This is a genomic window from Virgibacillus flavescens (assembly GCF_050574275.1).
GTDB lineage: Bacteria > Bacillota > Bacilli > Bacillales > Amphibacillaceae > Virgibacillus_F > Virgibacillus_F flavescens.
On the sequence record NZ_CP192260.1, the window covers coordinates 781566 to 793490 of the forward strand.

The 11925-nt window shown below is 36.0% G+C and carries 11 protein-coding genes and 2 tRNA genes; 6 read left to right on the forward strand and 7 right to left on the reverse strand.

Going from position 1 to position 11925, the window contains the following annotated elements; translation table 11 throughout:
- Positions 1 to 172: 172 nt before the first annotated feature.
- The 4 genes from VBD025_RS03960 to VBD025_RS03975 all read right to left on the reverse strand — a co-directional run bounded on the left by VBD025_RS03960 (position 173) and on the right by VBD025_RS03975 (position 1917).
- Entirely contained in the window at positions 173 to 436 is a 264-nt protein-coding gene (locus tag VBD025_RS03960; RefSeq protein ID WP_430789482.1) for a hypothetical protein, read from the reverse strand.
- A complete protein-coding gene (locus VBD025_RS03965; protein WP_430789484.1) occupies positions 437 to 646 on the reverse strand; it encodes a hypothetical protein in 210 nt (69 codons plus the stop codon).
- A gap of 14 nt (positions 647 to 660) precedes the next feature.
- Positions 661 to 1686, reverse strand: coding sequence for a tyrosine-type recombinase/integrase (locus tag VBD025_RS03970; RefSeq protein WP_430789486.1), 1026 nt, complete (start codon positions 1684 to 1686; stop codon positions 661 to 663).
- Positions 1687 to 1844: 158 nt separating this feature from the next.
- Positions 1845 to 1917 (reverse strand) — tRNA-Arg (locus tag VBD025_RS03975).
- Positions 1918 to 2143: 226 nt separating this feature from the next.
- Here VBD025_RS03975 and VBD025_RS03980 point away from each other — a divergent pair.
- Positions 2144 to 2791: a deoxynucleoside kinase gene (locus VBD025_RS03980; protein WP_430789488.1), complete on the forward strand. Its 648-nt coding sequence runs from the start codon at positions 2144 to 2146 to the stop codon at positions 2789 to 2791.
- Positions 2792 to 2804: 13 nt separating this feature from the next.
- Positions 2805 to 3491, forward strand: coding sequence for a deoxynucleoside kinase (locus VBD025_RS03985; RefSeq protein WP_430789490.1), 687 nt, complete (start codon positions 2805 to 2807; stop codon positions 3489 to 3491).
- A 117-nt stretch (positions 3492 to 3608) separates the two neighbouring features.
- Here the strand turns inward: VBD025_RS03985 and VBD025_RS03990 are convergent.
- From VBD025_RS03990 to VBD025_RS04000, 3 genes are all read right to left on the reverse strand, one after another.
- Positions 3609 to 3701: transfer RNA gene (locus VBD025_RS03990), tRNA-Ser, on the reverse strand.
- A gap of 195 nt (positions 3702 to 3896) precedes the next feature.
- Positions 3897 to 4544 carry a lysostaphin resistance A-like protein gene (locus tag VBD025_RS03995; RefSeq protein WP_430789492.1) on the reverse strand — a complete coding sequence of 216 codons (648 nt, stop codon included), beginning with the start codon at positions 4542 to 4544 and terminating at the stop codon, positions 3897 to 3899.
- A 23-nt stretch (positions 4545 to 4567) separates the two neighbouring features.
- Positions 4568 to 5206 carry a lysostaphin resistance A-like protein gene (locus tag VBD025_RS04000; protein WP_430789494.1) on the reverse strand — a complete coding sequence of 213 codons (639 nt, stop codon included), beginning with the start codon at positions 5204 to 5206 and terminating at the stop codon, positions 4568 to 4570.
- A 178-nt stretch (positions 5207 to 5384) separates the two neighbouring features.
- Here VBD025_RS04000 and VBD025_RS04005 point away from each other — a divergent pair, with 178 nt between their 5' ends.
- The 4 genes from VBD025_RS04005 to VBD025_RS04020 all read left to right on the forward strand — a co-directional run bounded on the left by VBD025_RS04005 (position 5385) and on the right by VBD025_RS04020 (position 11900).
- On the forward strand, positions 5385 to 6080 hold the full coding sequence (locus tag VBD025_RS04005) for an ABC transporter ATP-binding protein (RefSeq protein ID WP_430789496.1): 696 nt from the start codon (positions 5385 to 5387) through the stop codon (positions 6078 to 6080).
- A complete protein-coding gene (locus tag VBD025_RS04010; protein ID WP_430789498.1) occupies positions 6073 to 8652 on the forward strand; it encodes an FtsX-like permease family protein in 2580 nt (859 codons plus the stop codon). Before VBD025_RS04005 ends, VBD025_RS04010 begins: the two co-directional genes overlap by 8 nt.
- Positions 8653 to 8679: 27 nt before the next feature.
- Positions 8680 to 9255: a DUF4352 domain-containing protein gene (locus VBD025_RS04015; RefSeq protein WP_430789500.1), complete on the forward strand. Its 576-nt coding sequence runs from the start codon at positions 8680 to 8682 to the stop codon at positions 9253 to 9255.
- Between the two features lie 65 nt (positions 9256 to 9320).
- Complete coding sequence (locus VBD025_RS04020; protein WP_430789502.1) at positions 9321 to 11900, forward strand: FtsX-like permease family protein; 2580 nt, start codon at positions 9321 to 9323, stop codon at positions 11898 to 11900.
- The last annotated feature ends 25 nt before the right edge of the window (positions 11901 to 11925 follow it).

Sequence of the window (11925 nt, forward strand, 5' to 3'; positions counted from 1 at the left end):
CCCTTCACCTAAAAAACTTCATGTTTAATAAGCCTTTGCATTACCTGATTTTTTCAGTATAATGAAGGTGGTTGTACGGTTTTTCGTATCTAATTTTTATTGGTGCGATTTTCCGTATGATTTTATAGTGTATTTTTGGTCACCTACTGGTAATAGGTGGCTTTTTCTTTTGTTATCTTTTAATTGCACTGCACAAATTCAATAAAGCCAATGCGAATTTTTCCCCTTCTTCTACTCCGATATCTATAACCCCCTCGACACTTGAAGCGTTTTCTTCAGCAATTTCAATTCTTATAGAATTATCCTTAGCTTCTGTTACTGCATCTAATGAATTTCTGTAGGCATCCTTAGCATCAGAGAGTTTAAGGTATTGACTAAATACTCCAATGTATAAACCCTTTTCTTCTGCATCATATACTTTTAAACGTGTTTCCATTTAATACATCCCTTTCATCAGTCTTTTTCTTTCTGTTAATGCCTTTGTATTCAATTCTTGCTTATAGCTTAACAGTGCATCTTTATAGGCTTCTGAATATGTTCCTGCTATACGACTCTTTGTACTGAATACTTCAGCAACTTCTTGTGTATCCCAGTTAATCGCTTCAATGGTTGTTAGTTCATTTATTTGCGGAAACTTATAATCCATTCTATTTATCCCCCTTAATTCTTTCTTTTACCTATCCTTGTCACTGGACTATACAAAGAGTGTTGGTTTCTAATTTCATTATTATCTAGTTGAATGTATTTTCTAGTTGTCGAAATGTCTGCATGTCCTACAATTCTTTGTAATGTGAAAATGTCACCACCGTTTAAAATGTAATTCTTACAAAACATATGTCTGAATAAGTGTGGTGAGACACGCTTAACTATTCTTGCTTTATTCCTGTATATACCTAATCTTTTACGAAATGAATTTGGATTGTACTTTGTACCTATGTTTGAAACAATTACATAACTTGTGTCAAAGTGTGACTTATTTTCAGTAACCAATTCTAGTAACATTTTCACTACTTGATTGGATAAGGGTAATAATCTAGGCTTACGATTTTTACTCTTACTAGCAGGCAACATAATCGACCTTGTTTTAAAATCAATTTCATTTACTTCCAATTCGCACACTTCCTTGATACGGATTCCTGTATCCAACATTAGATACATCATCACTAAATCCCTAAACTGTGCATATTGTCCACTATCAGGAATAGATAGAATCCTTTCTATTTCATCATCTGTAAGTGGTTCATAGGTATCTTCATCAACCTTCATAAGCGTTATATTTTGTACTGGATTCTTATTAATAATTTCTTCCTTAAACAAAGTATTAAAGAATGTTTTAAGAAATCGTATTCTTACGTTAATGGTAAATGGTGATAAACCTACTGTTTGTTTCCTTTTATTAAACCTTTCTTCTTTCAAATAAACGATATATTCACGTAACACACCTGTAGATATTTCATTAATGTATTGAATATCAGGGTATTCTTCAGAAAGCCATTCTAGAAAATATCTCAAAATCACGTGATATTCATTCATTGTTCCATCTCTTACACCGAGTGTTTTCTTAAATGAAATAAATATAGAAAAGGCTTGGTCAATTGTAGTATTAACCTGTAACCCAGTAGTTTCTGATTCACTTGTCACCCTTCTTTTAACTATTGACTTTCCTTTACGGTAATTTGCAGACAAAAAAGTACACCCCCTTTCATTTACTTATCTTATACAGACAAGAAAACGTAAGAAGATGTACTTCAGTTTGCTATATATTCAAGTTTTAAACTGTGTATCATCAGTAAGGCTACTGTTAAACTAAAAGCCTTATAACTATTGATATACAGTACTATGGATGCCCCCGGCAGGATTCGAACCTGCGGCACATAGTTTAGGAAACTAATGCTCTATCCCCTGAGCTACGGGGGCAATAAGAAAAGCGAAGTCACCTGTTCATCCCCGAAAATCTTAAGACGAGCCTCTGTTTGATGATCTTTATCAATGCGTATCTACTTCTTCTTTTAAGACCAATCTCTATTATACAAAATAGTTACCCGAAAGAAAAGGCTCACTTCTCATATATGGTTTTGCCCCTCAGGTTATGCTAAAATAAAGTACATCTGTCGAAGAATACATATTGAATGGGGGAATACACATGGCAGAGGTTCCGTTCATTGCCATAGAAGGACCGATTGGCATTGGAAAAACATCTTTAGCAAAAAAACTAGCTGTCCATTTTGATTTTCATTTGCTGAAAGAAATTGTAGAGGAAAATCCATTTTTAGGGAAATTTTACGATGACATTGACGAATGGAGCTTTCAAACGGAGATGTTCTTTTTATGCAATCGTTTTAAGCAATTAGAAGACATAGAAAAGAAGTACTTAGATGAACGTAAAGCGGTTGTTGCCGATTATCATATCTCGAAAAACATGATTTTTGCAAAACGTACGCTGCAGCAGGATAAATTTGAAAAGTACGAGCAAATTTATCATATATTAACGAAAGACATGCCCGTTCCAAACATGATGATCTATCTGCATGCCAGTCTTGATACCGTGCTTTCACGGATTAAACAGCGCGGCAGAGAAATTGAGCAGAATATTAAACCATCCTACCTCGCCCAGCTGGCAAGCGACTATGAGGATTATATGAATCATTTCGAGGTGCTGCATCCTGAAATCCCTGTAATTCGAATCAATGGCGATGAACTGGATTTTGTAAAGCAGCAGGATGATTTAAATACGATCATTAACCAAGTTGAACACCAATTAAACAACCATAAAGAAATTGCCAAACGATAAAGGAGACCACACAATGAATTTACGTGAGAAATATCAAATTCCTAACGATAGTATCATTACAATCGCTGGAACAGTTGGTGTTGGAAAATCGACCATGACGAAATCACTTGCTAACGCACTTCAGTTTAAAACATCCTTTGAGAAGGTGGATGCAAATCCGTATCTTGAAAACTTTTATGCTGACTTCGAACGCTGGAGCTTCCATCTGCAAGTTTATTTCTTAGCTGAACGGTTTAAGGAACAGAAGAAAATTTTTGAATATGGCGGCGGTTTTATACAGGATCGTTCGATTTACGAAGATACAGGAATTTTTGCCAAAATGCATTATGAAAACGGCACGATGTCGAAAATCGATTATGAAACATATACCAATCTATTTGAAGCGATGGTCATGACTCCATACTTCCCTCATCCGGATTTATTAATTTATTTGGAAGGTACATTTGATGAAATAGTGGACCGCATTAAAATCCGCGGTCGCGAAATGGAAAAAAACACACCGTTAAGCTACTGGGAAGAAATGTATACACGCTACGAAAATTGGATAAATAACTTTAACTCATGCCCAATTCTAAGAATCAAGATATCAGATTATGATTTAATGAAAAAAGAAGAATCAATCGAACCGATTTTAGAAAAAGTTGGCCACTTCATTCAGCAATCCAGAAAGTGGAAGACGAGAGAACTGGTACAGAAGTAAATTATTATAGAGGTAATCCATCTGCACTGGTGGTTTACCTCTTTTTTCACATGCAAAAAACCGCTGCGAAATTAATCGCAGCGGTTTTATATATGTAAGCTATTCTTTAATTAAAAATGGAGGAGGTAGAGGGATTCGAACCCCCGCGCGGTTTGACCCGCCTGTCGGTTTTCAAGACCGATCCCTTCAGCCGAACTTGGGTATACCTCCGTAATGCACAAGTAATAATATATCATGGTTAAAATAGCTTGTCAATCGATACTTAGAATTTATTAATAAGAAATATCGCTTGGTAATGTACACCAAACGGGCATGTTGTAGACATCTATTAAGCAGAAATTTAGATAGACGATTCGCACTGTCTTTAATAGCGGCAGCCGAAGTTTTACTGGTAATTTGTTCTCGCTAAAAAAGATGGATAATAGCATTTATATCCCATAAAGCATGTATAAGAAAAGTGGCCGCTACAGACTTTGTAAGGATATAAACAATGCATAATATAAGGCCAGCTACCAATGCAAATAATGGATAGTTTAAATGCCCTAATGCAAATACACCAATGCTTAACGCCACACATACCCAGACAGGAATAAACTTCCCTAGATTACCGATAAGCACTTCTCTAAAAAAAAGTTCTTCCCAGAGTGGTATGATCGTTAAAATACCTACTGTTGTAACCATAGAGTAAGAACCTGCTAGATATAAATTATACTTCGCCATAGCTTTTTGTGTTCTTGAGGTGAATGGATCTATTTGCATGAGAATATCACGCAAGAAATAAATTAAGAGTACCGCAGCAAGAACTAATAAAATATTTTTGGCTTTTAGAAAATCACGCCACTTAAAACTTTTCAAGACATTATCACGCATTGTCTTAACAAGTGAGACATAAAGCAAAAGTGTAATACCAATAGTGATATTCACCCAATCACCATAGTTATACAAAACCCCACCGACCTGTGCCATAGGAAAAACAATTACCCAAATAGCCAGCATAAGGACGGATAATATAATAATATGTCTTAATAATGAGTTGTTTTTTTCAATAGTCATAACAGCACTCTCCCTATTTAACTTCACAATATACTCACCAGCAAAATATACAAATTCCAACTAGCATGGATGACAAAAGAGACGACCCAGGATCCTGTCCTAAGATATGCGGTGGTAAAAACAATTCCCATAACTATGGCGTGCAATGGATAAGTCAGGTGCAGCATACCGAATAGTAAGATACTAGGCACTATACAAATCCATAAAGGAATATATTTTCGAAGCTGACCAAGTAACACCTCTCTGAAATATAGTTCCTCCCATAAAGGACCAATGGTAATCATTGCAATCAGAATCACCAGAGAATAATCATGCGGTATACCATATTTTATTCCTCTCTTTGCATAAGAACTTGCAAAAGGATCGATTAAGATCACGTATTTGTAGGAAAGATAAACGATTAGCAATGAGCCAACAATAAGCAGAACATTTTTCAGTACGAATAACGATCGCCAATTAGGGTTCATAAGAATATTTCTTCTCATGGAAGGTGCAGAAAATAAATAGGTAACAACAATCATACCTAATACAGGAAAAAGCCAATCTTTATATCGAAACAACTCACCACCACTTAGAGTCATTGGACCGATACTAAAACAATAGATTAGGATAACAAGCGTTAACACAGAAATATGTAGTAAAATTTTTTTATTACGAACCATTACCTATCCCCCTTACTCAATGAATTTCTATATTGTTAGATACAACTACGAGTCATATAACGTGAAGGTTTCACAATTTTTTAATATATTTCAACAAATGTCATTCTATTTTATGTAAAGAAATGGTAACATAATAGAAATGGATTTTTAATCTAAATAAAAAGGGGAGATTTAGGTTATGTCACATGAAATAGTTTGTAAAAATGTGAGTAAAGAATTTAAAGGGGACGGCGTTAGTACATATGCCTTAGAAGACATCAATCTCCAATTTGAAGAAAGCGAATTTGTTGCAGTTGTAGGCGCTTCAGGATCAGGGAAGTCTACATTGTTAAGTCTGCTTGGAGCCTTAGATTTGCCGACAGATGGTCACATCATATACGGAGGCAATCCAATCAGCAAATTAAAACAAAAAAAGTTAGCCGATTTTCGTTTTGAAAATATCGGGTTCATCTTTCAGCAATTCCACTTATTACCTACCTTAACCTCCCTAGAGAACGTCATGGCCCCATTGTTTTCACGAAAGGTATCCTACAACAAAAAAGAACGTGCAGAAACACTGCTTGCGCAAGTGGGTCTAGAGGATAAACTTAACTCTTTACCTTCACAATTATCAGGTGGTCAACAGCAGCGTGTTGCAATTGCACGGGCGATGGTCCATGAACCTCATTGGCTGCTGGCAGATGAACCGACTGGAAATTTAGATACGCATACAGGCGAGATTATTTTTGACCAGTTAACCAAATTGAATAAAGAAAAAGGATGCGGCGTCATTTTCGTCACACATGATCCAGAGTTAGCCTCGCGTGCTAACCGCATTGTTGAAATGAAAAATGGAAAAGTTATCAGTAATTCGAGGAATAGCGTGAATGTTTAAGCTTATTTGGAATTCCTGGATGCGAAACAAGGAACGGTTTCTTCTATCCGTAATCGGCGTTGTGCTGATAAGTGGCGTGCTTATCTATTTATTCAGTCTGACCGAATCAACACAAGGAACTGTCAATGAAACGCTGCAGAAGAAATGGGAGAGCGCGTACGATTTGGTTGTTACGCCACCAGACACTGTTATGAATAAAGATCAGTTAATGGAGCCTAATTTTTTAAATGGAATAAATGGTGGGATTAGTTATAAAGAATATGAAACTATAAAAGCCATAAGTGATGTGGAAGTAGCTGCTCCACTATCTGTCATGGGGTATACACAACTTTCTCTAACTGTAAGGGATGCTTTTAAAGTATCAGAGCCTGGGTTATACAAAGTAAATATACAAAAAACGCATCATAATAATCTTTTTAAAACAAAATTATTAGATACTACATTTTACTCAGTTGTAGGCTGGACTGGTTCTCTACCTGATTTGAACTTTGGAGCATATCTTCTAGATGCTGGCTTTACTTTGAGAAATGATCAGTTAATTGTTGGGATAGATCCTGAGCAAGAAGCCAAGCTGGTTGGTCTAAATGATAGCATTTTGAACTCAAATAATAGTAGATACTTAAACAAAAATGATACCGGAAAACAAGATGTTAAATCTGATCAAGTATTTCATTTACCTGTTATATTAAATCAAAACAGTTTCTCCAATAGTAATTATAAAGTAACGTTAGAAAAATTAGAGATACCTTTTCAAACCGAAGAAGAACAAATAAAAAGTGCCGAAAAAGTTAGAGAAGGAAATGGTGAAGAATTTCTCAAAAAAATAGATACCGCTACAGTTGATGAATATACCGTTACTGGGAAAAAACTAGAGAAAATGTACTTTCAGACTCTCAGTGATCCTAGTAAAAATCCATTAGTAGATATTGGCATTTCCCAGTTATTGAGTGCTTCTAGTCCATTAAATTATCAAAAAATCAATAGTCCCTATCCTAAAAGATGGAAAGTTGGATATAAGGTTGAAAATCAACCACTTAACATTGATGAAAGTTTGTTTCCAAAGGAATACTTTTCAACTTTTGTATTCAGGCAGCCTAAATTTATTGATTACAAAATGGAGAATGGGAGACCGTCATTTCCAATAACAGAATTAAATATTGTCGGTAAATATGATCCAACAAAACTGCAAATCAGCAAAGATCCTCTTACAAAATTACCGGTTCAAACATATCGTCCAGCAGAGGCGAATGTAGTACTTGACGAAAAGGGGGATCCACTCAATCCAATAAAGAAAATAAAAGGTTCTGGTTCCCCAACAGCACTATTACCAAATCCACCTAATTTATTAACAACAATTAAAGCCGCAGAAATGGTAATGGGTGGGGACAGTATCTCCTCCATTCGAATTAAGGTAAAAGGAATAGAAAATATTGGGGATGCATCTCAGGAAAAATTAGAGTCTGTAAAAAAAGACATTCAAGATAAAACAGGATTACAAGTAATCATCACGCGAGGTTCCTCACCACAGCCAACAATCACGAAAATTATTAATAAAGGCGTGACAGAAGGCTGGATGGAACAGACGTGGATTCACGTTGGTGCCTCCATTGCTATTTTAAGAGAGACCTCTCTTGGGTATACTAGCGTACTTCTCGCAGTTCTCCTGATCGGAATTATGTACGTGCTAGCTACATCTTATGTTTCGTTCTTAACGAACCGCAAAGAATATAGTATCTTTTTAGCATTGGGCTGGAGGACTGGCATGTTACGAAAAATGATTGTAGCAGAAGCTGTATCTTATGTTTTATTAATAACAGTTTTAACATTTGTTGTAGAATACATTTTGGCTCAGAATGAAGCTGATTTTAACTTTGCAAAGATAGGATTAATTAGTCTTACTTCTTTGTTTATATATGGATTTGGAATCTTATTACCTCTTGTTCAGGTAGGAAGATTAAAACCATATCAAGGAATAAAAACTGGGGAAATTGGCTCAAAAACAAAACGAATATTTAAAAATCAATCCATAATTGGATTAGTAATCAATCAAATTGTGCAGCGTCCCTGGAGAAATTTATTATCTATTTTGGCCATTGCACTACCGTCAACATTACTATCGTTCTATCTTTTTGTGTCCTTTCGTCTAGATGGTGTACTGTATACATCTTATTTGGGAGAATTTATCGCAGTTGAAGTAAATGAATCACACTACTTCATTATGGGAGCCGCTTTACTTGTAGGCGTATTAACCACAGCTGAGTTGATGTGGCAAAACATCGTGGAGCGACAAAATGAACTAGCTTTGTTTAAATCGATAGGATGGAAGAATAGAACAGTCGGTATTTCCATTATTTTTGAAGGTGCAGTGATTGGATTTTTGGCTGGATTAGTCGGGGTGGTCCTATCCATGGCATATATCGGATTCATGTATGGAGTATTCCCGTGGGATTCCTTAATAATTCTTTTATTAACCATATGCATCCCAACTATAGTTGGAGTAATTGGAGCAACAATTCCAACTGTAAAGGCATTAAAAACGAATCCATATGAGGTTTTAAAAGAAAGTGCCTAAAAGAGGATGTAAAGGGGATGAATTAGTATGACTAAATTTTTTATAAAGATATTTGGTGTTACCCTTTTAGCAGTATGTTTATTGGCAGCCTGCTCAGAAGAAACTGTAAAGAAGGAAGTACCTCAAACAGAAACAAAAGAGGTAAAACAAAAAGAACAAGAAGAGAATCCAGAAAAAGAGGTAAAAGAAGAATCTAAAGATGAATCAAAAAAAGATATTAATGCTCACAAAATTGGTGACACCGTAAATGCTGGGGGAATAAAAGTTACGCTCACAAGTATTGAACCTTATAAAGGAGAGATGAAACAGTTTCATCCAATACTTAAAGATCATGCAGTTAAAATTATAGCCACTATTGAAAATACAACAGACAGTAAAGTACATGTCGATTTATATGAATTCAAGATGTATGATGTTGAAGGAACCGAATTACAACCTGCAATGCCCGCTGGTATAACAAAATTAAGTGATGAACTTGCACCAGGAAAGAAAATGGAAATTGCAATTTACTTTGATGTCCCTGACCAAGAAGGCGTATGGAAAGTACGTTATTGGTCTTACTCAACTGGTGCGTCTGCTACTTGGGAAGTTCCGGCGAAATAGTGAGAGATTTAGTTCTGAAATATCAACTATTAAAATGGTGATTAGCTTTACAAGGAGTGGAGTTAATGTTTAAGCTTATTTGGAATTCCTGGATGCGAAACAAAGAGCGGTTTCTTCTATCCGTAATCGGCGTTGTGCTGATAAGTGGCGTGCTTATCTATTTATTCAGTCTGACCGAATCAACACAAGGAACTATCAATGAAACGCTGCAGAAGAAATGGGAGAGCGCGTACGATTTGGTTGTAACACCACCGAACTCAGTTAAGAATGAAAACTTATTAATGACACCAAATTTTTTAAATGGTATTACCGCGGGTATTAGCTATGAACAATATGAATCGATTAAAGAAATAGAGGATGTCAAAGTTGCAGCTCCAATTTCCGTTCTTGGGTATACGCAATTAACGCTTGTAAAGAAAAACGCATTCAATGTAGATAAATCAGGTTTATACAAATATACTATTAAAAATACCCACGATAATGGATTGTTCTCAACGACGCTATCTAATTCTAAAAACTACGTTGTTAAGGGGTGGGATGGATCAGATATAAACTTGAATTTTGGTGCAGGTCGATTGGAAAGCGGTTTTGGTTTAAGATCATTTCAGTTACTAGTGGGTATTGACCCGGTGGAAGAAGCAAAATTAGTCGGGTTAGATAATGCTGTAACAATCTCGGATACTAGCAGATACCTAAAAACAAGTGATACGGGAAAGCAGGATCCAGAACAAGAGCGTTTGTTTGAATTACCTGTGTTACTTAATGAAAATAGCTTTTCGAATAGTAATTACAAGGTAACATTGGAAAAACTTGCACTTCCTTTTAAAACCCCTGATGAACAACAACAGACTATAGAAAAAATTCGAGAAGGTAATGGAAGAGAATACTTAAAAACAATAGATACAAAAAAAGTTGATACCTTTATAACAACGGGCAAGCAACTAGAAGATATCTACTTTGAAAAACTTAAAAATCCGGGTTCCCATCCATCATTTGAACTCAGTGGATCTCAACTAATTTATAAATCAGGTACGTTAGACTATAAGAAAGTCAGAAGTCCTTATCCCGAAAGGTGGAGCGCTAGTTACGAGTTATCCAGAGAGTCTATTAAACTCCAATATGAAATTTTCCGGGATGTATTACCTGATTATGTGTATAGGCAGCCTAGATTTGTGGATCATAAATCCAATGAGCAGAATATTCCTCTCTTACCGATTTTGCAGTTCGATATAGTAGGGCACTATGATACTAGCAAGCTAAAAATTAGTAAAGATCCACTCACAAAACTGCCACTCCAAACATATAAGCCTGCAGAGGCATCTATTGTACTTGGATCTGATAATGAACCAATGAATCCAGTTCGAACGTTAAAGGGTTCTGGTTCACCGACGTCACTGCTAACTAACCCGCCAAACGTGTTAACAACTGTTAAAGCGGCTGAAAAAATTACTGGTGGAAAAAGTATTTCCTCCATTCGAATCAAAATAAAAGGGATCGAGGAAGTTGGTAGTTCTTCGCAAACAAAATTAGAAAAAATTAAAAAAGAAATTGAGAACAATACTGGATTACAAGTTACAATCACTAGAGGTTCTTCTCCTCAACCAACTGTCACAAAAATTAGTAAAGAAGGTAAAACAGTTGGTTGGATGGAACAAACATGGATACATCTCGGTGCAGCAATCACAATTCTTAGAGAAACATCACTCGGTTATACTAGCGTGCTACTCGCAGTTCTTCTAATCGGTATTATGTACGTCCTAGCAACATCCTATGTTTCCTTCCTAACCAATCGAAAAGAGTACAGTATTTTTCTGGCATTGGGCTGGAGAACAAGCATGTTGCGAAAAATGATCGTGTTCGAAGCATTATCATTTGTAATACTAATTAGCATATTCGCTTTTGTAGTGGAATTTATTTTGGTTCAGAATGGCGCAGAATTCAACATTGCCAAAATAGGATTAATTAGTCTAACTTCCCTGCTTATTTATGGATTCGGGATTCTAACCCCACTTATCAAAGTCGGAAGATTAAAACCATACCAGGGCATAAAAACTGGAGAAATCAGTTCCAAATCGAAACGAGTTTTTAAGAATCAATCGATCGTTGGATTAGTATTCAATCAGGTTACGCAACGCCCAGGACGAAATTTATTATCAATCTTAGCCATTGCTTTGCCATCAACGTTACTGTCGTTCTACCTATTCGTTTCTTTTCGCTTAGATGGCGTTTTGTATACTTCCTATTTAGGGGAGTTTGTAGCTGTTGAAGTGAATGAATCACATTACTTTATTATGGGAGCAGCTTTAATCGTAGGCATCTTAACAACTGCAGAAATGATGTGGCAGAACATCGTCGAGCGACAAAATGAATTAGCTTTGTTCAAATCGATAGGATGGAACAATCGTACGGTAGGAACATCAATCATTTTTGAAGGAGCATTAATTGGCTTTTTAGCTGGGTTAGTCGGATTGATTTTATCTGTTTCTTACATCGGCATTATGTACGGCATTTTCCCATGGGACAACTTGACTATATTGTTACTGACCATCTGTATTCCAACTGTGATGGGGGTTATTGGCGCTGTTATTCCGACTGTGAAGGCATTGCGAACTAGTCCATATGAAGTTTTGAAGGAAAGTGCTTAACAGTAAAGAAGGATAAAAATGGCCG

Excerpts from the sequence above, each read along its gene's own strand:
- VBD025_RS03960 (WP_430789482.1), bottom strand. The coding sequence starts at position 436 with ATGGAAACACGTTTAAAAGTATATGATGCAGAAGAAAAGGGTTTATAC.
- VBD025_RS03965 (WP_430789484.1), bottom strand. The coding sequence starts at position 646 with ATGGATTATAAGTTTCCGCAAATAAATGAACTAACAACCATTGAAGCG.
- VBD025_RS03980 (WP_430789488.1), top strand. The coding sequence starts at position 2,144 with ATGGCAGAGGTTCCGTTCATTGCCATAGAAGGACCGATTGGCATTGGA.
- VBD025_RS03985 (WP_430789490.1), top strand. The coding sequence starts at position 2,805 with ATGAATTTACGTGAGAAATATCAAATTCCTAACGATAGTATCATTACA.
- VBD025_RS03995 (WP_430789492.1), bottom strand. The coding sequence starts at position 4,544 with ATGACTATTGAAAAAAACAACTCATTATTAAGACATATTATTATATTA.
- VBD025_RS04000 (WP_430789494.1), bottom strand. The coding sequence starts at position 5,206 with ATGGTTCGTAATAAAAAAATTTTACTACATATTTCTGTGTTAACGCTT.
- VBD025_RS04005 (WP_430789496.1), top strand. The coding sequence starts at position 5,385 with ATGTCACATGAAATAGTTTGTAAAAATGTGAGTAAAGAATTTAAAGGG.
- VBD025_RS04010 (WP_430789498.1), top strand. The coding sequence starts at position 6,073 with ATGTTTAAGCTTATTTGGAATTCCTGGATGCGAAACAAGGAACGGTTT.
- VBD025_RS04015 (WP_430789500.1), top strand. The coding sequence starts at position 8,680 with ATGACTAAATTTTTTATAAAGATATTTGGTGTTACCCTTTTAGCAGTA.
- VBD025_RS04020 (WP_430789502.1), top strand. The coding sequence starts at position 9,321 with ATGTTTAAGCTTATTTGGAATTCCTGGATGCGAAACAAAGAGCGGTTT.